28 protein-coding genes and 3 pseudogenes are annotated in these 22950 nt (G+C 34.0%); 4 read left to right on the forward strand and 27 right to left on the reverse strand.

What is annotated here, in order from left to right; all coding sequences use genetic code 11:
* The first annotated feature begins 303 nt into the window (after positions 1-303).
* The gene (locus H131_RS23700; protein ID WP_010859527.1) at positions 304-420 is read left to right on the forward strand and encodes a YjcZ family sporulation protein; all 117 of its coding nucleotides are present in this window, start codon (positions 304-306) and stop codon (positions 418-420) included.
* 471 nt (positions 421-891) lie between these two features.
* Here H131_RS23700 and H131_RS25405 read toward each other — a convergent pair.
* From H131_RS25405 to H131_RS12595, 9 genes and pseudogenes are all read right to left on the reverse strand, one after another.
* Positions 892-996: pseudogene (locus H131_RS25405) on the reverse strand (RusA family crossover junction endodeoxyribonuclease); the annotation flags it as partial.
* A 328-nt stretch (positions 997-1324) separates the two neighbouring features.
* Positions 1325-1927 (reverse strand): YpjP family protein, encoded by a 603-nt coding sequence (locus H131_RS12565; RefSeq protein WP_010859528.1) that lies wholly within the window; start codon positions 1925-1927, stop codon positions 1325-1327.
* Positions 1928-2195: 268 nt separating this feature from the next.
* Positions 2196-3080, reverse strand: a complete 885-nt coding sequence (locus H131_RS12570; RefSeq protein ID WP_010859529.1) for a nucleotidyl transferase AbiEii/AbiGii toxin family protein — start codon at positions 3078-3080, stop codon at positions 2196-2198.
* A gap of 669 nt (positions 3081-3749) precedes the next feature.
* The gene (locus H131_RS12575; RefSeq protein ID WP_010859530.1) at positions 3750-4202 is read right to left on the reverse strand and encodes a DUF7832 domain-containing protein; all 453 of its coding nucleotides are present in this window, start codon (positions 4200-4202) and stop codon (positions 3750-3752) included.
* Positions 4203-4302: 100 nt separating this feature from the next.
* Positions 4303-4500 (reverse strand): annotated as a pseudogene (locus H131_RS26255) (hypothetical protein); the annotation flags it as partial.
* An 827-nt stretch (positions 4501-5327) separates the two neighbouring features.
* Positions 5328-6116: a class I SAM-dependent methyltransferase gene (locus tag H131_RS12580; RefSeq protein WP_010859531.1), complete on the reverse strand. Its 789-nt coding sequence runs from the start codon at positions 6114-6116 to the stop codon at positions 5328-5330.
* Complete coding sequence (locus H131_RS12585) at positions 6104-6535, reverse strand: BrxA/BrxB family bacilliredoxin (protein ID WP_010859532.1); 432 nt, start codon at positions 6533-6535, stop codon at positions 6104-6106. Before H131_RS12585 ends, H131_RS12580 begins: the two co-directional genes overlap by 13 nt.
* A 211-nt stretch (positions 6536-6746) precedes the next feature.
* Complete coding sequence (locus H131_RS12590) at positions 6747-7004, reverse strand: hypothetical protein (RefSeq protein WP_155242436.1); 258 nt, start codon at positions 7002-7004, stop codon at positions 6747-6749.
* Between the two features lie 45 nt (positions 7005-7049).
* The gene (locus H131_RS12595) at positions 7050-7673 is read right to left on the reverse strand and encodes a flavin reductase family protein (RefSeq protein ID WP_010859534.1); all 624 of its coding nucleotides are present in this window, start codon (positions 7671-7673) and stop codon (positions 7050-7052) included.
* Between the two features lie 164 nt (positions 7674-7837).
* Here H131_RS12595 and H131_RS12600 point away from each other — a divergent pair, with 164 nt between their 5' ends.
* Positions 7838-8179, forward strand: coding sequence for a winged helix-turn-helix transcriptional regulator (locus tag H131_RS12600; RefSeq protein ID WP_329600450.1), 342 nt, complete (start codon positions 7838-7840; stop codon positions 8177-8179).
* A gap of 199 nt (positions 8180-8378) precedes the next feature.
* Here the strand turns inward: H131_RS12600 and H131_RS12605 are convergent, their stop codons facing one another.
* Both H131_RS12605 and H131_RS12610 read right to left on the reverse strand, forming a co-directional pair.
* Positions 8379-8672: a YhjD family protein gene (locus H131_RS12605; protein ID WP_010859536.1), complete on the reverse strand. Its 294-nt coding sequence runs from the start codon at positions 8670-8672 to the stop codon at positions 8379-8381.
* Positions 8669-8881, reverse strand: coding sequence for a hypothetical protein (locus tag H131_RS12610; RefSeq protein ID WP_010859537.1), 213 nt, complete (start codon positions 8879-8881; stop codon positions 8669-8671). The genes H131_RS12605 and H131_RS12610 overlap by 4 nt, the downstream gene beginning before the upstream one ends.
* Positions 8882-8996: 115 nt before the next feature.
* Between H131_RS12610 and H131_RS12615 the strand changes: the two genes are divergently transcribed.
* Positions 8997-9539: a TFIIB-type zinc ribbon-containing protein gene (locus tag H131_RS12615; protein WP_010859538.1), complete on the forward strand. Its 543-nt coding sequence runs from the start codon at positions 8997-8999 to the stop codon at positions 9537-9539.
* 220 nt (positions 9540-9759) lie between these two features.
* Here the strand turns inward: H131_RS12615 and H131_RS25960 are convergent, their stop codons facing one another.
* The 7 genes and pseudogenes from H131_RS25960 to H131_RS12640 all read right to left on the reverse strand — a co-directional run bounded on the left by H131_RS25960 (position 9760) and on the right by H131_RS12640 (position 12636).
* Positions 9760-10107 carry a peptidoglycan recognition protein family protein gene (locus H131_RS25960; RefSeq protein ID WP_329600451.1) on the reverse strand — a complete coding sequence of 116 codons (348 nt, stop codon included), beginning with the start codon at positions 10105-10107 and terminating at the stop codon, positions 9760-9762.
* 15 nt (positions 10108-10122) lie between these two features.
* Positions 10123-10305 (reverse strand): annotated as a pseudogene (locus tag H131_RS25875) (tape measure protein); the annotation flags it as partial.
* Positions 10306-10329: 24 nt separating this feature from the next.
* Entirely contained in the window at positions 10330-10683 is a 354-nt protein-coding gene (locus H131_RS12625) for a hypothetical protein (protein WP_010859540.1), read from the reverse strand.
* 43 nt (positions 10684-10726) lie between these two features.
* Positions 10727-10861, reverse strand: a complete 135-nt coding sequence (locus H131_RS25880) for a hypothetical protein (protein ID WP_268891034.1) — start codon at positions 10859-10861, stop codon at positions 10727-10729.
* A 16-nt stretch (positions 10862-10877) separates the two neighbouring features.
* Positions 10878-11630: a MerR family transcriptional regulator gene (locus H131_RS12630; RefSeq protein ID WP_010859541.1), complete on the reverse strand. Its 753-nt coding sequence runs from the start codon at positions 11628-11630 to the stop codon at positions 10878-10880.
* Between the two features lie 50 nt (positions 11631-11680).
* Entirely contained in the window at positions 11681-12013 is a 333-nt protein-coding gene (locus H131_RS12635) for a DUF4870 domain-containing protein (protein WP_010859542.1), read from the reverse strand.
* A gap of 182 nt (positions 12014-12195) precedes the next feature.
* Positions 12196-12636, reverse strand: coding sequence for a hypothetical protein (locus tag H131_RS12640; RefSeq protein ID WP_230491849.1), 441 nt, complete (start codon positions 12634-12636; stop codon positions 12196-12198).
* Positions 12637-12784: 148 nt separating this feature from the next.
* Here H131_RS12640 and H131_RS25885 point away from each other — a divergent pair, with 148 nt between their 5' ends.
* On the forward strand, positions 12785-12907 hold the full coding sequence (locus H131_RS25885) for a hypothetical protein (RefSeq protein ID WP_268891035.1): 123 nt from the start codon (positions 12785-12787) through the stop codon (positions 12905-12907).
* Positions 12908-13106: 199 nt separating this feature from the next.
* Here the strand turns inward: H131_RS25885 and H131_RS12645 are convergent, their stop codons facing one another.
* The 9 genes from H131_RS12645 to H131_RS12685 all read right to left on the reverse strand — a co-directional run bounded on the left by H131_RS12645 (position 13107) and on the right by H131_RS12685 (position 22740).
* Complete coding sequence (locus tag H131_RS12645) at positions 13107-13313, reverse strand: hypothetical protein (protein WP_010859544.1); 207 nt, start codon at positions 13311-13313, stop codon at positions 13107-13109.
* Between the two features lie 378 nt (positions 13314-13691).
* Entirely contained in the window at positions 13692-14213 is a 522-nt protein-coding gene (locus H131_RS12650; RefSeq protein ID WP_010859545.1) for a hypothetical protein, read from the reverse strand.
* A 6-nt stretch (positions 14214-14219) separates the two neighbouring features.
* Positions 14220-14687 carry a toxin C-terminal domain-containing protein gene (locus H131_RS23720; RefSeq protein ID WP_230491899.1) on the reverse strand — a complete coding sequence of 156 codons (468 nt, stop codon included), beginning with the start codon at positions 14685-14687 and terminating at the stop codon, positions 14220-14222.
* A 277-nt stretch (positions 14688-14964) separates the two neighbouring features.
* Positions 14965-15180 carry a hypothetical protein gene (locus H131_RS12660; RefSeq protein WP_010859547.1) on the reverse strand — a complete coding sequence of 72 codons (216 nt, stop codon included), beginning with the start codon at positions 15178-15180 and terminating at the stop codon, positions 14965-14967.
* A 441-nt stretch (positions 15181-15621) separates the two neighbouring features.
* Positions 15622-16101: a GNAT family N-acetyltransferase gene (locus H131_RS12670; RefSeq protein ID WP_010859549.1), complete on the reverse strand. Its 480-nt coding sequence runs from the start codon at positions 16099-16101 to the stop codon at positions 15622-15624.
* A gap of 497 nt (positions 16102-16598) precedes the next feature.
* The gene (gene hemL, locus H131_RS12675) at positions 16599-17891 is read right to left on the reverse strand and encodes a glutamate-1-semialdehyde 2,1-aminomutase (protein ID WP_230491900.1); all 1293 of its coding nucleotides are present in this window, start codon (positions 17889-17891) and stop codon (positions 16599-16601) included.
* 345 nt (positions 17892-18236) lie between these two features.
* Entirely contained in the window at positions 18237-18407 is a 171-nt protein-coding gene (locus H131_RS24500; RefSeq protein WP_155242438.1) for a hypothetical protein, read from the reverse strand.
* A 284-nt stretch (positions 18408-18691) separates the two neighbouring features.
* Positions 18692-18982 (reverse strand): hypothetical protein, encoded by a 291-nt coding sequence (locus tag H131_RS12680; RefSeq protein ID WP_010859551.1) that lies wholly within the window; start codon positions 18980-18982, stop codon positions 18692-18694.
* 542 nt (positions 18983-19524) lie between these two features.
* Positions 19525-22740, reverse strand: coding sequence for a collagenase (locus H131_RS12685; RefSeq protein WP_010859552.1), 3216 nt, complete (start codon positions 22738-22740; stop codon positions 19525-19527).
* Between the last annotated feature and the right edge of the window lie 210 nt (positions 22741-22950).

The following is a 22950-nucleotide window of genomic DNA, read 5'->3' on the forward strand; positions in this document are numbered from 1 at the left end:
ATACTAATCTTCAAGAATCTACAGCATCATAAGGTATTTCATTCGTTTTTTTAAGTAATCATTCAATATTCTGCACGTCTATGATTTTTTTAAAATACGTATTATGAAATTGATTCAATTAGGAATTATAAATATCTACTTCAATTGGATTTCATACAGCTCCACACGAACCACGTTCTTTATCAAACTACGTAATATGATTATTTATTTTTTACAAAAGGAAAGAATGATTGATTAGATGAATAGCATCTCTCCTATCTATAACTTTACATATTCTAGATTATAGAAAGGGGGAAATTTAATATGGGAAATGAAGTTTATGGTACAGACTATGGCAAACATGATAATTTATCATTCGCTCTAATCGTTGTCCTATTTATTCTTTTAATTATTGTCGGCGCTAGTTTCATGCATAATTAACACCTTCATTATTGGCAACAATCAATAATCTCTATTACTCCTTCTACAAACTATCATAATAATAGTATAATGCTTTTCTATAACCTTTATACACTGTTGTTATGACCAAAGGGTCGTCCTCCACCCTGGTGACCCTTTTATTAGTTTCTTTCCTCACATGCATACTTAGTCACAACTCATTGAACATTTTCTTTCAAAGATTCACTTCTTCCACCTACGCAATTTACTAATGTGCTCTAGTTCTTTCCCAATGTTTTTTAATTGCCTTTACGTCTTGCATCCTCTGCATTTTTTAGTAGGATCATAAGCTTTATGTTTCGAACAGATAGAAAATATGGTCCTGTTGATTTATCAATTTTGCTCGCTGTTGTCTAACTTCTTTTCGTGCATCTTTCAGGCACCTCATTCAATCGGTACCTCAGCTCTTGGTTGCTCCGAATAAAACTTCCAAACGTTCATTTCAACAATCTGCTAATCATTATGCCATATGGTTTTGCTCATGCCATCCTTAATACCCTTAATCAAGTTGTCGAGATCAGGCTTTGTTAAGGGAAGTACTTCACCACTCGCTATTAGTTTTCTCTTTGGCCCTGTGTGGTATTTCTTTGGTCATATGAGATAAATATCAGCTTGATACTCCTGAAACAATTTATAAAGTGTATGCACATTCATTTGAAAAAAAGAAGTTCAAGCATCAAATCTTTTGGATGAAATTATTAGCCTAAACTCATTTTAGAAACTGAAAATAACGAAATTGGGGTACAATTTGGGTTACATACTTTTAACTCCCTCCTCCATCAGGATGGCGTTAAAAATTACAACTTTTCGATTTACTACAAACGTTAATATTTCAATGTTCTCGAACAAAAAAACACTCGTGTTTTAAACGAGTGTTTCGTGATTTTTATGATAACCATTTCGGTGGTGTGTTCTTTTCCCAGTAAATATCGCCTAAGTTATTATGTGCCATAAAGTCGTCTTCGGCACTGTGGTAGTGAAAATTATAATAATAACCTTCTTGAGGTCGTTTCTCCGTACGTACATGGAAGCGGATTAAATCCGATCCTGTTTGACTGTTAGTAATATTGAAAATTTTTTCACCATAGTTGCCACTTGGTCTTTCTGTGATTGATAGAGACGATCCATCGTCTAAGCTTGCCACTGTCATAGCTATCGCTTCTTCCATTTTCGGAAAGATAATGGCATCAAATTCATTGCTAATTTTCGGCCCAATCTTTGTGCCAAACTTTATGTACGATTGCTCTTTTGCTGCATCAATTAGTAATGCACCGTAGTCAATCGCTTCTTGATATAATTCGGTATCTTCTTCTTGATTTGAATCTGGTTCAGCAGCTACAGCAGTGCTTGTACCAGATGACGGCCCGATAGCGGCACGATTTGACGAATTTTGGTCGAATGCATCCCATATTTCATGTGTTGGCGTAATTAATCCAAATGTTAAAAACGCAACCATGATTACGATACTTTTTTGAACCCACTTTTTCATTAATTAACACCTTCTCTTTATGTACAATTTGGTAATTATTCTATCTATATATACGTTTAGCCCAATAAAAGGTTTCATATTTCTATAATTCATTGTACAATATTTATGTATAAATGTGTCGTTTTTTAAAGGAGGTACAAAGCATGTCAATCGCAATGGGTATTGGACTTTTAATAATGTTAGGTTATTTATCATCTTTATGCTTCACGGACTAATTCATTTTCACTAAAAGACCGCGATCTTCACAGAGCTCGCGGTCTTTTCATTTTTATGTCCAATGTTGTGGTGTATTATCCCAATTTTTGAAAAATTCATCTTCCTTCACCATTTCATTATAAATTGGCCATAGAAGTGTTTGGATACGCTTCATAACTTCTTCAAACTTTAATGGCTTTTGTCCAATAAAAGCTAGCCAGGCTTTATTTCGTTGGGTATCTAGATAAAAATGCTTGGAAAATACCGGATGATCTTTTTCTAAAGTTGTTCTATGGTTATCAAATGTTTCTGCAATAGCTTCCTGCAATACACGTCCCTCAATTTTTTGCGTAGTTGACAGCATATAAATATCATAAAAATCTTTCATTCGACAATCTGAAGCTGGCAAACTAGTCATTTTTTCAAACTTTTCTGCAATAATGAAGGCTGTTGGATACACTAAAATCATTGGTGATGGCATATCCAATAATGATGGAAACGCCATTATTTTTGGTGTCAGTAGAAGACTGTCTCCAAAGCTAATGCTTACTTGTATGTATGTTTTGGTTTGAGCGAGTGTAACCGGCATATTAACTTGAATCTCTTCATTTTCCCAGGTAAACTCGAATTTATCTTCAAGAAAGTGAATACCGTCTTCGTGGGAGTGAATCGAACAAATTTCAATAATCGCTTGCTTGATAATCGTCATATCCTTAGGCATTTGTTTTGCTGCCAGAGCCATCTCTCGGGATGTTTTTACTGCGCCATTTGTTAATGCAAATAACAACACATCATCTTTTAGCAAAAATCGTTCTTGATATGGGGATACAGATAATCTATATAACAATCTTTCTTGAACATAAAGTCCTAGCAGTGCATCAAGACTCTCGCCTTTTTCTGTAGCCAATGTTTCCAAATGCTGTAATACCTCACTTGATGTAGTCTTCACATTTTCCATATTCCAGCCCCACCTTTATAGCAAAAATTTGATTTTTTCTAACATTCTATATTTTATTATTACGTAAATTTTAAATGGCGTAAACGGTAATATAATCCAATCGCTTTATGGTAATTATCATCTATTCTTAATGATAGCGTCGACATATGATTGACAATGCAAAAAAGCATCTTTTAGTCAAAAATCAACTTAGAGATGCTTGATCAATACCTCATATTAAATTCTTCTTTACTGAGCTTATTTGATGAACCCATGAATTGTATTATTGCAAGATAAATTAGGCAAGGGGCAGCCCCGCTATAAGCGAAGCCACCCCTTTAGTATTTAATAGGTAACATTTTTGTAAATTATAAAGTCTCAACCCAATCATCTGGGGAATAATATCTAGAAACGTCATTGTTTCCTTACCGCGGTAAAATTCCACTGTGTGCCTTCTAACTTAAGCAACGCAAACCCAACCTTCTTTTGCGTCCTTGCAGCCCCAAAGCATGCGCCAGTGTGAATAAGTATCCTAAAAAACAAAAAGCAGAATGCCAGATTACAGAAATTCGCTACCTAAAATAGCACCAAATCATTGTATCATAACATTTAAGAAAAGTAAAATTATATTTAAAATACTGCAAAGAACTTTTAAAACTCTTTGTGACTACTGTACTTTCGCTCTATCCATCACGTTATTTTCCATGTTAAAAATTCCTTATAGCGTCTATCCATCACTTCTTTGACTTTTTTGTAATTCACCTCTGAATACATTACACCATAAAACCTATCATCCATGTCTGGTAAATGCTCAAAATCGAGGTGACTATAGTCACTTAAATAATGGCCAAAGTTATTTTTGTCCTCATAATAATGATTCGCAAAATCCGCACCCGAATCATTCAAATCCTCATCTAACAATACTCCGTCTAAAAACTCAAATAGGAAATTCAAAACACTATATTGCCCTGCTTTTATCAGGTTTATCTCTTCCTTTGCATCCTCGAATAATTCATCACTAGCAAAATCATTCTCTAGCATCCAGCGATAAAAAAAGGCGATATGAACCCCTCCCTGCGTAATAGCCAGATTACTCGGAAAATCCTCTGCATCGAAATGCCATTTTGCTTTATCATATGCCATCAAAATCGACCCTTCCATTTGAGAATTAGTTTTTTGGATCTAATAAATTATTAGTAACTCCTTACTCATTCTTCTTCCAGTTGTATCAAACCTAAAAATTCTAAACTGAAAGTCCCTCATAATACTCATCATATAGTAAAATGATTGTATTATAGGCTGTTGGCAGGTCATTTCCTACCTTGCTTATCATTAGCTTTTTAAACTGTTCTGCATAGGAAAAATCATCATGTATTAATTGATCAAGTTTATTTGAAGCTATTGCATAACAGACTGCCTCACGAAAATCCTCTTCAAAGGTTAAGCCAAAATCTTAGGCAAACTGATTGTAAAATTCATCATAGAGCTCTCTAAATTCTCGTTCATAAGGTCGCTTTTGATTTCCGACCACGAAGAGTTGTGCTAACTTTTTCGCGAAATCCTCATCATGCTCTCCCTCAACTTGATATACTGTTTCGAGATAATCATTGATTTAACTGTTCATTATCGCTAAAATTGCCAAGCCAAATCGATACATATCCACTATTTTCTTGGTAATAATCGTAGATCATTTTGCCACTTACCTTTCTAATCCCAACTCCAATAGCTCTCAGGTAAGGATTTTATTGCAATACTATTCAACGAGAGAGGACAAAAGATTTTTATTCAAGGTTAAAATTGTTTTATATTACCATAATTCATATTTTTCATAATTAAAAGAGGGTTAGTTGCAAAGAACCTCCCCCCTTATCATTCCTATAAAAAATTATATATAAAATCCTAATCGCTCATACAGACGTCTAGCAGAACTTCCTTGTAAGACATTAAAAGATACACATTTGCCATGGACTTCATTTTGTGAAAATCAGGGCTTTAGATAAAAATGCTCAATAATCAAGCTCAGTCGTTGGTTTAAATGCCACACATTCAGCGAATGAAGTGTCTATTTCTATAATCCACTTATAGGACAAATCGAAAGCATAGCGAACGTTGCCTTATCTTCACTTCATCATGTGTGCACAATCTTGTTTAATCATCTCAGTACCTCTGCCCTTAATTCTGCAATTACTTCAACATCTACATTAAGAGATTGACGAAGCATCAATTGATTTTTTATATGTAAACCACCGTTCCTATTGTCTAAAACTTTCAGGCCTCAAGAACCCCATAATGGAATTTCGCGGTTATCCTCGTTAACTGTTGAAAACCATATGTTTCAAACCATTCCGAACGAAAATGCGCTTTTAGCACTACACGCTTTTTAGCCACACGTCTTGCTTCACTTACCCACTCTTCGGTTAATGTTAAATGCTCTCCAGCCGATCGTAATGCTTGAAAATTATTAGCCTCTTCAATGATTTCTTCAAACATCGGATCCATATATACAACATCGAATGCATTATCTGGTAATGATCTCAAATAGGTTACCGCTTCCGCCTGTACGACTTCTATTTGTCGCATACAAGCTGTTAATGGTAACTCAGACGTATCATAGGTCTGCATGCCCTGTTCCACAATAAAGGCTATGTTCGGATTTGCTTCAGTCCCAATTACACGGCCCGCACCTCCCACCGTGTAAGCCGCAAGCATTGCATCAGCCGCAAGACCAAGCGTACAATCTAGCACCGAATCCCCTGTTATAAGCTGCATTGCCTCTAAAAACGGGTCAGTCTCTCCACGAGCCACACGCTTTAAACGAAAAGCTGCGGAATTCGGATGAAAGAAAAACGGCTCACTCGCTTCAAACGCATAATAGTCATAACGATTTTTCCCAGCGACGATCACATTGGCCTGCATTTCGTGCGAAATTTTTCGCACAGAGCGCTTTTTGCGAGGTTCAAAGGAGATATTTAAATTTTTGCACGCAAAAGCAGCGAGCGCCATCGACACGTCGCCTGGTCTGCCCGCTGTAGTGACAATTGTTGTTATTTCTCGCATGTTTGCTCTAAAACACCCGTCAAATGCGCTGTAATTTGCTCCACTGGGAAGCCTTCAATTTGCTCACGTGCAATAAAGTAAGCTAATTCGCCATCTTTTAAAATCGCCATCGATGGTGAGCTAGGCGGTACATCCTCAAAGAAACCACGCATTGTTGCAGTTGCTTCAGGATCTTGTCCTGCAAACACCGTTACTAAATTATCTGGCTTCACTGCCGCAACTGCTTCACGCGCTGCTGGTCGTGCTAATCCAGCTGCACAACCACACACTGAATTAATAACCACTAATGACGTGCCCTTAGCCTCCGCCATAAATTCATTCACTGCATCTGCAGTCGTAAGCTCACTAAACCCTGCCCCCACTAATTCCTCACGCATCGGTTTTACCACTTGCTTCATATATTCATCGTAAGCGTTCATCTTTTTACCCTCTTTCATATGTATTCGCAAAGCCTATTATAGCAAGGTTTTATGTGGTTGTATAATGTTTCGATTTCACCGAAATTCACTTGCATTCAGATTTTTGGTTGCTTTTTTGTTGCTTTGGTTGCTTTTAATTCTTAGTGAAATGCATTATAAATAACCTTCACAGACAACAAATATAATAGATAGAAGAAAATCACTCATTTTTTTATGAGTGACTTTTTAAGTGTTCCAATATTATCTTAGTCTTTTCAAAACTAAACCCTTTAAACGATACTGTTCTTAGAGAGCCTGTGTTAGTTTTCTCTAGATGTTGAACCTTACAATTTAAATTTGGTTCCAACCAAGTCGTATTGCGGTCAACCTTTGTTGTAATTTGTTTGGCTATTTGACGAAAAGCTTCCTTTTCTCCAGGTTTGAATCCAAACTCGACATTAGCGAGTGGCTTGTATTTACCTTTGCTCAATTGTTTTCCTACCAGCATTGTAATAGGATTTTCTTACAAAATGATTTATGTACCTTTCTGCCCATATGAAAATGAAGGCATTAGTCCGGCAAAGTCTCCTGCCAAACTAGCAAGCGGCTTCCACTTATCGATAGCTATTTTATAGTTTCCTGCATAGATTGCTTCATCTATTTGGACACATTCAACTTTTCCAAGCACTAGATAATCTCCACCGACAGGAATAATTTGGTCTAACTTAAGTTCTATTGAGATTGGCGCTTCTAGCACTGCTGGTACATTCAAAAGTTTACCATTCCGAACAGTCACTCCTGCAAGCTCAAACTCATTTTTCTCTGGCTCTACACTAGCCGATGAACGATGCATCGCTTCCCCAAGCGGCTCAGGTACCATATTAATTATATATTCTTTCACTTCGCGAATGTTCGTTAACGTATCCTTAATGCTTCCCTTTCGTTCATTAACGCCCGGTCCTATTGAGATCAAAAGTGTTGGTGGATTTCGAGAAGCCACAGTAAAAAAACTGAATGGCGCTAAATTTAAAATGCCATCCTTACTTTTTGATGAAACCCATGCAATCGGTCTTGGTATCACAGAGCCAATTAACAATTTATACATCTCATCCTCGCTCAAATCATTTGTATTAAATATGAGTTTCTGTTCTTTAGACATCTATTCATTCTCCTTCAACTATATTTGATTAAGTAATATGTCGAATCTATAATAGAATTATTATAGAATTCTGAAATACTCATGAACCCATCCTAAATTATAAACTCGAATACAAATAAAACTAGTATGCACTTTTTTGTTAGATACTTACTTAAAGGAGAGTGATGTTATTGCCGGAATCAAGTAATAATTTTATGAAGCGCAACAAACAAAGACCATTTGACTTCACATTATCGTTAATCGGTGGCAAGTGGAAAATGAAAATAATGTATGAATTATCTTCCGATACGATTTTACGTTATGGAGAGTTAAAGCGGAAAATTCCTGCTATCACTCACAAAATGTTAAGTTCTCAGTTAAGCGAACTAGAGAACTCTGGAATTGTTCACAGAAAAGAATACCCTCAAATCCCTCCAAAAGTGGAATACTCCTTAACGCCAAAAGGAAAGAGTTTAATGCCAATATTAGAGGAAATGTGCAAATGGGGCGTGGCAAATCAAATATGAACTTAATTTTATAAGGAGTAAAAAGTGCTATGTAAATAATTTTTAGTGATAGATCGTAAAGTAATTATTAAACTGAACATGTTGATTAAAAAAGATATTGTAGCAGAAACCCCTTTAGACAAAACATATCTAAAGGGGCAATTAAACTATCTTGGTTATTTATTTTGGTAACTTAATAATAATTTTTCCACCTGCGTTTTCAATGCCATAAATAAGTAAACACTTGATCATCGCCAGCTGTGGCAACAACGAGATCGCTAAAGTATTCATCAGTCTTTTCCCAACGCACTACTCTAATTTTATCTTTGGCCAACAATGTCTTAGCGTTGTAACATTCTTGTGATATGTCGTCTAAAAGCTTATCAAGTATAGGCAAATATACTTTGCTCATTTTAAGGTTTTCAATCACCTTATAGTCTCGCTGTAAAGATTGAACGGCCATATCATAAACCACAAATTTATGAAGTAGTCGCCTTTGTTCAAAGCTAATCATACTACTTTACGCTTTTTATGAAGGACTGGAACAACCGCTAAAACATTATTGATAGTAAATGTACGCTTTGCATGTCTTGTAAAACAGAACGCTTGAAACGAATCACCGACGACTTTTATTATTTTGACTCGTCTTTTTGTGATTTCGCCACATTTTGATACATACATCATGTTAACTAATTGATTACGTTGCATTAGTTGTTCTTTCAACCTCTACACTCCCTTAACAAAATTAATTGAGTACTTGGGCATTTTTGTTATGTACATACATGATTAAATTTCTTAAAATGGAAAATAGTTCATCAAAAGTTAAGGAGGGGAAATTATGAAAAATTGCCCTAACTGTTTTGCCACAAATTCATATAAAAAAGTTTATAAGGAAGACAAGAATATATACGTATGTGAATATTGTGGGTCAGTATCGGAAGATTACACGATAAGGACAGAAAAAATTATTAAGGAATATGTTCCTGTAGAAACAATGTTAGAAACAGAAAAAAAAACCTATTATTATAGAGAGGTTACCCCATCAAAATGGCCAAAAAAATTAGCATTAATTTTGATTAGTATGTTAGGAGTATGGATATTTGGACAATCTATGGTATTGATTTTTTCAGAAGAAGAGAAGCCAACAAAACAGATCTCAACCATTACGCCAGAAGAATTTCAAAAGCTTAAAATAGGAATGAGTGAAGAAACCGTAATAAATATCGTAGGAGGTGCTCCATTGAACTCGGATAGAGACAAACGTAATTATAAAGGAGAAAACGGTGTAGAAGAAAATTCCAGGGTACTTTTAGAATTTTATTATGGAAAGTTAAAAGCTAAATATGAATTCGGATTGATTACAAAAAAGAAGTATGAATAGGGTTATACATAAATCATTTTTTACAATACAATACTCTAAAAAAAACTTTTTTAAAATTTGGACCAAGACGGCAATTAAGCTATTCTTGGTCTTTTTCTTGGTCTTTTTTATAATGTTCGTTTAACCACCGAAATCAGCAATCCTGACGCTTCGACATCTGTCATTGAGCCTACTCTATCACTGTGATTTACTTTTAAAATCCCTTGCTTATAAGTCTCTTTTAATAACCTCTTAAATCCTCTTTAGCTGTCGAAGTTAGTGTGTTTGTCACTTGTGGTTCCTCCTTTGGTTGTGTTGGCATTGTTGGCTCCATAGCCTGTTCAATTCGTTTCAAGAAGCTATTCCAGCGGCCCTCGGCTCTGATGCGGTGAGGACAATTCTTTTTAAACCAATCGTAGTGTTGTTTTACTCGGTCAATTCCCCAACCATACTCCTTGAGTAATTTTGCAATATACTGCACTGCATTTTCTTCAGCTATCTCATATCGGGCTCCGTCACTTTTGCTGTAGCAAATTTCAACACCGATTGACTTCTTATTTCCCGACCCTCTAGAAGCATCAATATTCATAGCTTCTTCTAAATAGCGTTGAATATTTGCTACAAATGGTTGGGCATTATCTAAAATGGCATTTAGTTCTTCACCTTGCAATCTCCCTGCTGCCATTGCTTGAGTCAATTGAAGCATGACTGAATTAACACCTTCAACTAAAGTACCAGCAATCGAAAATGTTTTGTTAATCTGCTCTGCAAAAGCTATGATCTCCGTAGTGTTAGCAAATGCTCCTGATGCTTACATCCCTAATTTACCTACCATATCTGCTGTTGATTGATAGGATGTAAAAGTACGTTGCGCGGAATCGAAAATCATATCTTGTAACTCTGCTGTTGTCATTAACATATTATTAATGCTACCAGCGGCTTCTGCATTTTTATGATAAGTACCATTCATTAGCTCTAATCGAGCTTGTGTATTAATCATTTCATCAGATAAAGCTACAATATTTTTTCCAGTTTGAAACGATAAGTAAGCTGCAGCAATACCTATTATTTTGCTTAGTAATCCATCAGCGGCGGTTGTTCCATCCCTGATATTATTATTAAAACCTCGTTGAGCATCACCTGCATTTCGAACTTCATCTTCCATTCGATTAAATTCATCTGCTGCACTTGCTAACTCTCGTCTTGCCCTAATAATTAGGATTTGATAAATACCAAGGGAGGAAACCTTTACCGCCCGTTCCTACCTCCAAGTTTACATTACCGTATGCAGAAAATAGAAGCTTTGGAACATCTAGAACATTTGTAACATATGTATCAGACATTATGTTGTCTCTCTATTTAGTTTGAATTTTTTTTATAAAACTCCATAGCTTCTTTTAAAAATTCTTGCTCCTTTTCTGTAAAAGGATTAGGAAATGAAAATGATTCTGTGGATGGTAGCTTTTCTTCAACCAAATCCAAATTTCCCTTCAAGGTTTCATCCATAAGCAATAGCAGTGTTTCAATAGTTTCTTGCGTTTCTTTCGAAGACGGTACAGCATCAGTAAACGTTAAATGTTTGATTTCAGATAAAACTTTAGTCCATTTTTTATCTAAATCGATTTCTTCGGATTTATTTATATTAAATAATTCATCAGTTATATCTTTAGAAAAGTGCTCTTTAAACCATTTTTCTGTATCTTCTTCAAACATTAATTTTTGAAGCATAGCACAAAATATTTCAATATTGATGATTTCCTCATCTTCTATTGTTTCAATAAGATGGTTTAAATCTGATAATATATTAATAATCTCAAGTTTTTTTGCTTCAAATAACTGCTTTTGGTATTTTAAAGATTTTAATATTGCCTCGCCTTTAACAGTGTTTTTTTGAAGCATGATTTTAATATCTTTTAGGGATAATCCAAGAAACTGCAAGGATTTAATGTTTTGTAGAATAGTTAAATCCTCTTTTGAATATAGTCTATGTCCACCCTCTGTATAATCACTTGGTTTAAGTAGGCCTATACTGTCATAATATCTAAGTGTTCTAATGCTAACACCAGACTTTTGCACAAGTTCCCCAATAGTAAATATACCTTTTCCCGACATATTACCCTCTCCTCTTGTTCCTATATTGAAACTTAAAAACCCTTGATTTTTCAGACTTTAAAGTAACGTATAACTGGGTAAGAAAACTTTTTTCCTCTTAAAGTATAAATTGCTGCAATTATAATTAATATTGTTTCAAGTATAATAAGTGCAAAAGAAAGAACGGCAGCCGCGCTCCATTTTTTAGAAATAAAAGTTAGTAACAAAAAGACTGGGAAGAAAGTAAAATGAAGGTTCATTCCTTCTTTTGCATGGTCGGAAAAATATTTATTTCTATTCTTTGATACCAAGTATACTAATATAGGTAAAACAAAAGTTAGTAATAGCGAGAACAAATGCATTAAACTTGCCAATCCCCTATTTAATAGACTCTCTTTTTTCATAATACTGTGCCTCCAATAGCGTAAATTATTTAGTTGTTACCTTTTAATTAAGTAACTAAATTCATCATAAAAGGTGACGCTACTAGAGATTCAAGTACAAAATTAATTTAATCCAATTAATCTTTATTTAACCACTTCTTTGTGGTTAGAAGTTAGATGTGCCAATAAAAAGACTCCGAAGATCACTTCAACATCATGTCTAAAATACGCTCGCGTATGCGTTGTACGCATGTATGGCTCATATTAAGCTTTGCTCCAATCCATCGGAAAGGGATGCCTTCTAACAACCAGTAAAGCACCTCTTGCTCAATGTCACCATAAACCTTGTCGATTAGATTTTGCACCACAATCAATTCATTTTTAGCTCTAATTTGAACATGTGCATGCACTGGATCACTGTTACCTCCAACAGCTTTTGGCATAGTTGCTTCAATTCCGTATGCAGCTGTAGATGCACCAACAGTCAATGAATCTAATTCATCCTTCATTCTGATGTACTTACACATGTTGTCATGATACTTCTTGATTGCCTTGTCCAACTGATAACGATTTAATTCTGTTTGCCCTTGTTTGCCCGTTTGCCCTCCTAAGTTGTGGTATGATGATGTTGTACGTACCATCAAAGGGCATGAACCAATTCTGGGCTGTAGCGTGTGGAGACGCTGCGGCTTTTTCATTTTCAAAGGCATACAAACCTATTCGAAACCTTTTCCATTTTCATCCGTAAATAAATTTGAACAGTTTTCCTTTATAAATATCAGGAGGTTTCCAATGAATACTTTTGCTTTAGTAGCTTTTACATTTGCGGCAGCTGCGTTTGCATTTGCATCATCAGCTGATGGTAAGATTAAAAAGCTAGAAAAACGTATCGAAGAACTTGAAAGAAACAAGTAATTTCTTTAATACATAATAGATTTATAGAGCGATGTTTTATTCGCTCTTTTTTCGTTTAATCCTCATATTGTGCAGTAACGTTTGACCACGCTGCGGCTTTTTTGTGTTACAATTTACATAAAATACATAATGAGGTGAAAATACGGAATTTGTCAGGAAATATATCTATATCATCTACTTCGTATCTCTGTTTTTAACCTTATTGGTTTGGGATTATTTCAGAGACCTTTATTTTCAGTAAATCTTCAAACAAACTCGATTCTAGTAAGCCTGTATCATAACCTTTTTTCACGGCAGCGTTCGTTAAAAAGGCTGGGTGTACTTTCTCGTTAACAAATCGCTTTTCAAATTCACCGTCAACAGTGACAATTTCCACTTCTTTTAATTCGAACTTTTGAATTTTCATATGATTATCCTCCATCTATTCAAAAATAAAAACACCTCAGTATAAGTGTTGGTTGGAATAAAGTTTGATTAAAGGTAATTCTAAAGATCATGTTTTATAGTAAATGAAATGAAAGCATTTTGAATAAAAGTTGATCAACATGCTTTCTTTTTGGTAATTTAGTATTAAGTTTTTATAAAAAAGTTTGACGATTTTTTAGTAGCTCTTTTTCAACTAAAGCACCCTATAGTTTAAGTATATTTGTTCACAATGTTATTCTTTTCCCACTTCATTTAATACAAGAACGCTGCCCCTTTAGCTACATAACAAAAGGACTCCTCTTTTTCAAGGAAAGCCCCTAAGTACAATACTGCTTTAGTAAATTAACAAATGTTTTAATTATTCATTAGAGATCTCATAATACGTATCATAAAGGTTTTTATAGTTACCTTTTAGCTTATTAATATTAGTGGAGTCATTTGAAATAATATCAATAACATCACTACTTACATATAATAAATATTCATTGGAATAGAATGAAATATATGCTCCTATTAATCTTCTTTTAACATTAAAACAGTAATTATATACATCTAAAGGATCTAAGTTTTTTATAGAAGCATAAATTACTCCATCATTTGTATCGCCTTCTAATACTACATCCTCTTTCCAATTTTTCAAATGAATAATTTGACCAATCTTTGTTTTGGCTGACTTACGTTTTTTATTGAAAATATATTCAGAAACAAAGATAGCATTAATATCTTTATTCCCATTAAATATTTGATTAATAATTAATTGTAGGTTAACACTACTTAGCTCCTCAATATCAAATCGTATCCGATTGTCTTCATGGACTTGAAAAAAAGGTGTCACTTGAGTACAGTCAAAATCAATATTAAAGTCTTTTAATTTTACCAAATTGTATCAATCTCCTATTCTATTTAATTCGGCATCATAGGTTCCTGAACGTGTTTTCTTTGAACCTAAATTTTTTATAGAGTCGGCGCCTTTCCATACTCCTCCATTATGACCATCTTGATCTATTGAAATATATTTAGGTTTTCCTTTTTTATTATAAAATATATCAATAGAATTACCATATTTATCATCTAATTTGGCACTTACTGTTATAGTATCTGTATCTTCATTAAACTCTAACATACTAATAATAGTAATTTCTTCTGTATTTAAACTAGATTCAACGTATTCAGTGTCGACTTCTATAAAATAATTATGTTTTACTATTGCACTATTAGAAACTAAATTATTCTCTTCAGTATTAAGTTGAACTAGTTCTGGCCCTTCATTTTCAATCGATATTGCATACCCTACACCACCATAAGCTATAAATAATGACACAGAAAGTAGTATCGCTATGAATTTTTTCATTATTTTTCCCCCTTATATTGTATTAACCCTTTCCCATAAATACTTGTAAGACCAAGTTCTAATGCTGTTCCATTTAAAAACTGGTTAAGAGAATAGACTGTAGTCAACACCACCAACATATGTCGAAAAGGAAAGATTTGTTGTTTTCATAAATATTTTTCATCAATAAAATTTATAAGAGATATCCTATTTTCATAAATCTGCTGCGTTAGTTTAAGTACATTTCTTCCCAAAATTGAAAATCACCTCTAACTAAAAAAACTGCAATAGGCGGTGCTCATTAAGGTGTATCTGGTTCAGATTTTTCAACTAACGCTCCTGTGAAGTTTGTATGCCAAGTTTCCGCAATTTCTGGATCTTCTAACTCAGCTGTAATCGCCTCATAGTAGAATTGGCCATGTGTATCAGCAACTGCACTAAATGCTAGTTCAAGCATCGCTAACTCTTCTTGTGACGTATCAATGTTGATGGTAAATCCACCCGCATTAGAATGCAAATGCTCAAACTCAAGTTTTTAATGAAAGTATTTATCAAGATGTCGATGTCACGGAAAATCCTCGGAAAATACAAATTATTAAATATTTAGCAAATGACTCCATTTCTAGCAGTCAAATGATTTTAAATTATTCAAATGCAAATTTAGACTTTGGTAATGCAAAATTTATAGATATTAACGATGATAAGAACAAATACACATCTATTACAATTCCTGTCATTGGAGATAAATATAGTTTGTTAAGTAACGTAACTTTAGTTTTTGATTCAAATACGATTGTCGTTAAGGTAGTTGATAACTACGGTGCAAAAGCAAGCAAGACGATAACTTGATGCTAAACTTACCGCAAAACAGAAAACCAGAGTTAATCTACAAAATGTAGAATCAACTCTGGTGACGAAGAAAGTAGAAAGTAACCTTACTTTTATTTGTGGTATATTATTATTTTATTAATTGTCTCATGATAATTTCTTCGCCGATACGTCCTATTAATCTCTCATTTGTATCTTCAAATCCTACTTTTAAATATAGTTTTTGTGCTGGTATATTATCTTTGTCTACAACTAAAACAATTTCATCGCAATTAGGAAATTCTGTTTTAACAAACTCAACTAGTAATGTCATTCCTTGTTTTGCGTAACCTTTTCCTTGTTCAGTATGATTAATTGATAGTGCAGTTAATAACATAGCATTCAAATTATTAGAGTATTTCTTTACTCTTTCATTTGAATTTAGGAGAAAGAAACCAACGGGTGTATTATCGCTTAAAATTACAATACGATACTGTCCTTCATTAATTTCCTCAAATTTGCTTGGAAGTGCAGAAAATTGTTTTTGTTCTTCTGTAAGTACAAAAGAGTTCAATTCTTTCATATATTCATTTGAAAAATGCTTTAATTCAACCCTTTTCAATTTTTCCATAACATAATTCTCCATTCATTTTTTCTATACTTTACCACCTAATTAGCTTTTGGTCATTCATTTGTTTGAAATTTCAAAAATATATTATCGACTTAAATATTTTGCTTTTTCAAAAGTCTATTGCTCCGTTAATTTAAAAACAAATAGGGGCACTACGCCCCCATCAATTCCTCAATCTCACGATGACTCATCTTTACTTTAGTTTGACGTCCTTTTAACACTTGCCCTTGTTTTTTGTTGCCTAATCCCTTTTGCACCAGCCTGTTTGCAAGGCTCTCACTATCCCATCCCTTTAAATATAAAAAGAGGCACCGACAAAACAGGTGCATTACCTGTCTGTAAGTGCCTCCGGTATTTTCCGTAAAGGCTGCTATTGAATTGTTGCTATAAGCCTTCTATCCATTTTATTCTGCTATAAAGTTCGAAGTAAAAAAAATTTTCTTCCCCAAAAGATTGTTTTGTCATTACTCCTGTTCTATTTAAAGAAAATACATCTTCTAAATAAATGATAAAATCCTTTTAAAAGCTACATCTGCAGCATTAATGGTTCTATCAATATCATTTATTGAATGGGCAGTCGATATAAATATACTTTCATATTGAGATGGAGGTAAAAGTATACCTTGTTTAAGCATTTCTACATAGAAACGCCGAAACATCTCAGCATCTATTTTTCGAGTATCATCAAAATTTTGTAAGGGATTTTCTATGAATGAGAAACCAATCATCGTTCCAGCTTTAGTTGTTTGAAGTGGGATATTATACTTAGTAGCGACTGTTGATAATCCTTGAATAAGTCTGTCTGCTAGCTCTTCTATATACTTGTAACTGCCATGATCTAATTTATTTATTGTGGTATAGCCAGCTACCATAGCTATTGGATTGCCCGATAAAGTTCCAGCTTGATAAATATCACCTTCAGGCGCAATTAGATTCATAATCTCTTTTCTTCCTCCATATGCACCAACAGGCATCCCTCCACCAATTATCTTTCCTAAACAAGTTAAGTCTGGTTTAATGTTATAAAGCCCTTGAGCGGAGTGGTAATCTATACGGAAACCAGTCATTACCTCGTCAAGAATAAATATCCCACCATATTTTTTAGTTAATAAACGTATAGCTTGTAAGAATTCGGGGTCAGCAGGTATTCCTGCCATATTACCAGCAAAGGGTTCTACTATAACTGCTGCAATTTCTGACCCAAATTTTTCAAATATTTTATTAAGTGCTTCAATATTGTTATATTGAACTGATAAGGTATTTTTTGTTATCTCTAAAGGTACACCAGGACTATCTGGAAGGCCTAATGTAGCAATTCCTGAACCTGCCTTTACCAATAGATCGTCACTGTGTCCATGATAATTTCCATCAAATTTAACAATAATGTTTTTGCCAGTAAAACCTCTAGCCAGCCTAATAGCACTCATTGTTGCTTCTGTACCCGAGTTAACCATTCTAATCTTCTCTATGGAAGGAATCCGAGTTGTTATTAATTTTGCTAGTTTATTTTCTTGCAACGTAGGCAACCCAAAACTTGTCCCACTATTTATTGCTTTAAGTAGTGCACTTGAAACCTCTTTATCTGCATGGCCATGAATTAATGGTCCCCAGGAAAGAACATAATCTATATAACTATTACCATCAATATCATATATTTTCGAACCTATCCCATGGCTAATAAAAATTGGTTCGATACCAACAGATTTAAATGCTCTTACTGGGCTATTTACTCCACCTGGCATAAGTTTGTTTGCTAATTTGAAGGCTTCTGTTGATTTGATTGTATTTATTTTAAAAACCACCTTTATTATTTAGATGTTTTGGAACGATGAAGTAATTTTTTGTCTAACAATCTTCTTCCTTACAGTTGCATACTGTCTTCAACTAAATAGACTAATATATGATGCCCCCTCTTTGTTCTTTGCCAGTTCTATGAAATGAACGCTCTAATCATAACGAATTAAGGATTGATAAAAAACATCCAAAAACATATTTTTCAGCAGTCCATAATTGGATTCATACTTTTCTCGTTTACAATCCACTTACCGGAAAATAGAACCTAAAGTATAAGAAAGTGAGAAAAGACGATTATTTTTACACATAAAGAAAAGCCACTCAATTGAGTGACCCAAAAATTAAACCTTTTGAATGTAAACTACACTTAGTATAGGTGCACTAAAAATCATGTCCCCATTTGTATCATATAAAAAGTATGCCTCATCTTCCACTACGATTTCATCTACACCATTTACAATTTTTTTAATTAAACCTTCATTCCCATAAGCAACTGCCACTTCATAATTCACTAGTATGCCCCCTAACTCACTTATAAAATAAAGTAAATTATACCATTTATTATATAACTAGGTAAATATCTTGCTCTGAAAATGATACCTAAATCTTTAAATGCTGTACTTGGTATATATCTGACGACGATAATCAAAAGATGAAAGTATCATTTTTGGCAGTGGTCGGTCGCTGGTCTGTCCTTCTCCAAATATTTTGGTTTTTATAAATACCAATGGAAGAAAACTTTCCACACCACTTACCTCAAACTATCGTACATGTATACCATCTGTTCCTTTTAGCCTTAGCCCATTGATATCTTTCCTTTATCTTTCAATACGATTATTAACATATATAGGCTAAATAATAGAAAGATTGCAATTGTTATTGCAAAAGAGTATGTATCGTTCATCTTAAAGTAAAAAGTATTTATAGAATTTAATAGACCAAGTATTACTAAAAATCCCCAAAAAGTGTTTTGTCTTTTGGAGTTATCTCTTTTTGATTTATTCATATAACTAGCAGAAAGCCAGATAAAGAAAGGTAGATAACATACAATTGCAAAAGTAAGAATAATCCATCCACTAAACGTCATAGTATACACCTCCTTGAACCTTCTTTATTTTATACGAATAGCAAGTTCAATAGTTTCATTTTATTATTCTAAAAAAACGAATTCACTCTTCGACTACTTCATATATTGCCTCTCACCTTGAATATTATCGTACTTGATAGTTTCATGTACTTGCCAATAGCTCGCATGCTATTCCTTTTAAGGAGTCAGTGAAGTCTCTCTATCCCTACGTATAACCGATACGCTATTGTAACTCAGCAACCTTAAATTCATATTTAAGAATGCGTTTGTTACTTGAATACACTCGTCGTTGTACCTCAATAAAAACTGGTCATGCGTACGAAATATTGCCTTTATTCCATACACCGCATAGAAAATGACTCCGGCACAATACCGAAGTCATTTAATTGCAGCTTAAACTATTAAGGTAGCTTTTATTAAACTATCCATCCAATGGATTAAGTGTGTTGCCTATCATCTCTTTAGGTATCATATGATAGATATTTGCACAGTGGCACCTCTACTATTGAAACTTAAACTTTCGTATACGCTTAAACATATAATTATTGTACTTCTACTGTATATGTCCCGTTTTCATTATCGAATTTATAAATACATAAATAATACTTTCCTGGTTCCGCTTTATAGTTAGCTTTTATAATATTTCCATCTTCCTGTCCATATGATGCGTAATTTTGCATATCAGACTCATGGAAAAGGACCCATGTCATGCCAATTTGATTTTCATTTACGACTGAAATATCTATGTCTTTTGGAGACGTAACATCGAATGTGTATACATCCGTTTCATCAGCATCAATCAAACTACCTTTGAGGAGCAGATTAAATGGAATCATATTCGCTTCTTCTGGACGATTATTTGGTTCTATCTCTGTTTGTGCTCCATTCCGTACATTTACTGTATATGTTCCGTTTTCATTATCAAATTTATAAATATATAAATAATACTTTCCTGGTTCCGCATTAAATTTACCTTTTATAGTATTTCCATCTTCCTGTCCATAGGTTGCGTAATTTTGCATATCAGACTCATGATAAAGCACCCATGTCATGCCAATTTGATTTTCATTTAAGACAGAAATATCTATTTCTTCTGGAGACGTAACATCGAATTGATATACATCCGTATTATCATCAACCAAACTACCTTTTAGGGGCATATTAAATGGAATTATCTTCGCCTCTTCTGGATGATGTGCTCCCTTCCGTACAGTTACAATTGCTTGATCTTTACTTTCTATTCCCATATCATCTTTCACTGTTAATGTAACATTATATGTTCCTTCTTTTTCGTATACATGAGTAGGGTTTGCCTCATCACTTGTTTTTCCATCACCAAAATCCCAAAGGTAAGAAACTATTTCCCCATCCTCATCTTTTGAACCATCGCTTTTGAACTGGATTGTTTCATTTTCGATTCCAGCATATGGACCATTTACATTGACAATAGGTGCTTGATTTTCTCCCTCATCCGTTGCAACGCCGTGGAAAACAATATCATATTCAAACTGGTTTGCTGCATTCACACGGTAGTTTACAAAATACGCTGTCAATGTTTTATAGCCGCTCCACTCTTTTTGCGATAGTTGCTCCAGTACTTGGTTCACTTGTTTACTCATCGTTTTCCAATCGTTTGATTCACCGTTTGTTTCACTTCCTACATAGGTACCTTCGACTGTAAATGTATCAAAAAATTGAGAGTTATGTTTTGTAATTTTTGCATCTTTTACGTTAGCAACATCGGCAATTTCTTGCTGCACTTCGTTTAACGCTTTCGGTTTATGTTCCACTAAATAATCTTCTGATACTTGTGGCACCTCGTATTTTTCTTGATTATCAATCAATTGCTGCATATAGGCTTGGTACTCCGTATTCAGTTGTGAATCTTTACTTAAAGCGTCACGATACGCATCATAATTTTTCACATCGTTCGCACGAATTAAATCTTGAATCCTATCAAATGTATCAAATTGATGATTATACATATAAGACTGTAGTGCAAATGAATAATTATAAAAATCCCATGATCCATATTTTGCAAACATTGTTTGCTCAGCTGTATAGCGTTGTGATGGTTCATCTGATAATCCACTAATAATGCTCTTACGTGGAACAACGTCATTTGTACGTGTTGATCCTGCAAAGAATTCTGCATTTCCTTCTTGGAACCATGTTAGTCGTTCATTTTGATACATATCTCCTGTTCCAAATAAACCAGGAACCTCATACCTTCCCTGTAAATAATGTGTAAATTCATGGCGGAACAACTCTTCTAAACTATAAATACTTTGCTCAGGCGTACGTTCATATGTAAAGAACGTTCCCTTCTCTTCAATATAAATACCACCATTATTTGTTTCATACCCGTACAATTGACGGTTTAATTGATATTGATCTGGAGAGTCATAAATTACAACTGTTAATACATCGTCAGCATTGCCTTGTTCTAATGCTTTATCATTCCCAATTACACGGTGATATTGTGCCTTTACTTCTTTTGCAGCCCAGTATAATCTTTGAATTTTGTCTTCTGTTACTTTATCTCCCGTCTTAAATACAATTGATCCATCATCAAATGTATATGTTTTCGGTAAATACTGCTTCTTTCCTTCTTCACGTATTTTCTGTAAATCTACTGTATTTCCACTATAGTCTTTTCCACCATAATTTGTTGTAATTTGCTCTACTGCTACAAAATAAGCTTCACTTAAATAAGGATACATATGCATCGCTTGTGTAACCACTTCTAAACCTTTATCCGGATTACTATGGAATCCTCCTAAACGTCCTGCATAATAAATGCCATTATTGATTAACCAACTATTGTCATCTGTCACATTATGCATAAGAGCAATTGTATTAACTTCATCTATGAAGCTATCAATCTTTCCATACCACATCGTCGTATTAGCTTCTTTACCTGTCTCATACAAATACGACTGCAAGTCATAATCAATCCCTTGCATTAAATCATATATAGCTTGTCCTTTTAAAGGATCGCTTTCATATGTAGGGAGATTTTCGTTATACTGTTTTAAAATCTTCGCAGCATACTGAACTGTTGCTGCATCACTTGAGGCATTACCTATTAATTTTCCATAGGCGGATACCACTTTATCTTGCTCAGCTGTACCAAGTTTAAAGCTTGGATTCTTAGCCATGTCCGTTAATGCTGATAAACACTTATCGTGAAAACTTCTGTCGTTTAAATAACCTAGTTCGTTATTATAAAATGCTACATAAAAAGCAGAACGTAATAGCTCAACAAATGTCTCAATACCCTTTGAATCATCTTTCGTAAAAGTACTTCCTCTTTTCCCTAACTCATTGATGATCACTTGCATGCGCTCTTCATTTTGATAAAAAACTTTTGTTTCCTCACTGAATTGGAATAAGTCTGTAATTTGATGCCAACGAATATTTCCTAGCGTATCAATTAGCTCACTATCGCTCATGCTATTAAGCTCTGCCATCGAGTACTGTTGCTGCAATTGCTTCATATCAGCACGTTCTATAATTGGAGCTGGATGTTGCGAAAAATCGCCAATTTCCAATCGTTTTTCAAATGATAATGTTTCATCAGCCTTTGTAGAATGTACAATTTCATCTTTCGTAGTTTCTATGCCAACAGGTTTCATTTGTAATACATTATAAGGCGTTTTTTCTGCTGCTGATACTTCTGCTTGTAACCCTCCTAAAGATAGTGCCATTGTACTGATCCCAATTAACACTTTATTGAATTTTAATTTTTTATTCATAACAAGTCCTCCTTTAGCACCACATTAGTCATTTGGCACTACATTCATTATTCGGTAATATATTAATTATTTGGTACTATATTACTCCTCTAAAAATAACATATTATGTGAATAAAACAATATAAAATGTTATATTTAGTAAAATTTTCTTGTATAATTTGAACGCTAAGACACAATTAGACCATATACATAAAAAAAGAATCCGAAATT

Origin of the sequence: Lysinibacillus sphaericus OT4b.31, assembly GCF_000392615.1 — a bacterium.
Classification (GTDB): Bacteria; Bacillota; Bacilli; order Bacillales_A; family Planococcaceae; genus Lysinibacillus; species Lysinibacillus sphaericus_B.

What these genes read in the sequence shown, in the direction of transcription:
- H131_RS23700 (WP_010859527.1), top strand. Translation starts at nt 304, where the DNA reads ATGGGAAATGAAGTTTATGGTACAGACTATGGCAAACATGATAATTTA.
- H131_RS12565 (WP_010859528.1), bottom strand. Translation starts at nt 1,927, where the DNA reads ATGAAAAAGTGGGTTCAAAAAAGTATCGTAATCATGGTTGCGTTTTTA.
- H131_RS12570 (WP_010859529.1), bottom strand. Translation starts at nt 3,080, where the DNA reads ATGGAAAATGTGAAGACTACATCAAGTGAGGTATTACAGCATTTGGAA.
- H131_RS12575 (WP_010859530.1), bottom strand. Translation starts at nt 4,202, where the DNA reads ATGGCATATGATAAAGCAAAATGGCATTTCGATGCAGAGGATTTTCCG.
- H131_RS12580 (WP_010859531.1), bottom strand. Translation starts at nt 6,116, where the DNA reads ATGCGAGAAATAACAACAATTGTCACTACAGCGGGCAGACCAGGCGAC.
- H131_RS12585 (WP_010859532.1), bottom strand. Translation starts at nt 6,535, where the DNA reads ATGAACGCTTACGATGAATATATGAAGCAAGTGGTAAAACCGATGCGT.
- H131_RS12595 (WP_010859534.1), bottom strand. Translation starts at nt 7,673, where the DNA reads ATGTCTAAAGAACAGAAACTCATATTTAATACAAATGATTTGAGCGAG.
- H131_RS12600 (WP_329600450.1), top strand. Translation starts at nt 7,838, where the DNA reads ATGTTATTGCCGGAATCAAGTAATAATTTTATGAAGCGCAACAAACAA.
- H131_RS12605 (WP_010859536.1), bottom strand. Translation starts at nt 8,672, where the DNA reads ATGATTAGCTTTGAACAAAGGCGACTACTTCATAAATTTGTGGTTTAT.
- H131_RS12615 (WP_010859538.1), top strand. Translation starts at nt 8,997, where the DNA reads ATGAAAAATTGCCCTAACTGTTTTGCCACAAATTCATATAAAAAAGTT.
- H131_RS25960 (WP_329600451.1), bottom strand. Translation starts at nt 10,107, where the DNA reads ATGAATATTGATGCTTCTAGAGGGTCGGGAAATAAGAAGTCAATCGGT.
- H131_RS12625 (WP_010859540.1), bottom strand. Translation starts at nt 10,683, where the DNA reads ATGGAAGATGAAGTTCGAAATGCAGGTGATGCTCAACGAGGTTTTAAT.
- H131_RS25880 (WP_268891034.1), bottom strand. Translation starts at nt 10,861, where the DNA reads ATGTCTGATACATATGTTACAAATGTTCTAGATGTTCCAAAGCTTCTA.
- H131_RS12630 (WP_010859541.1), bottom strand. Translation starts at nt 11,630, where the DNA reads ATGTCGGGAAAAGGTATATTTACTATTGGGGAACTTGTGCAAAAGTCT.
- H131_RS12635 (WP_010859542.1), bottom strand. Translation starts at nt 12,013, where the DNA reads ATGAAAAAAGAGAGTCTATTAAATAGGGGATTGGCAAGTTTAATGCAT.
- H131_RS25885 (WP_268891035.1), top strand. Translation starts at nt 12,785, where the DNA reads ATGAATACTTTTGCTTTAGTAGCTTTTACATTTGCGGCAGCTGCGTTT.
- H131_RS12645 (WP_010859544.1), bottom strand. Translation starts at nt 13,313, where the DNA reads ATGAAAATTCAAAAGTTCGAATTAAAAGAAGTGGAAATTGTCACTGTT.
- H131_RS12670 (WP_010859549.1), bottom strand. Translation starts at nt 16,101, where the DNA reads ATGGAAAAATTGAAAAGGGTTGAATTAAAGCATTTTTCAAATGAATAT.
- H131_RS12680 (WP_010859551.1), bottom strand. Translation starts at nt 18,982, where the DNA reads ATGACGTTTAGTGGATGGATTATTCTTACTTTTGCAATTGTATGTTAT.
- H131_RS12685 (WP_010859552.1), bottom strand. Translation starts at nt 22,740, where the DNA reads ATGAATAAAAAATTAAAATTCAATAAAGTGTTAATTGGGATCAGTACA.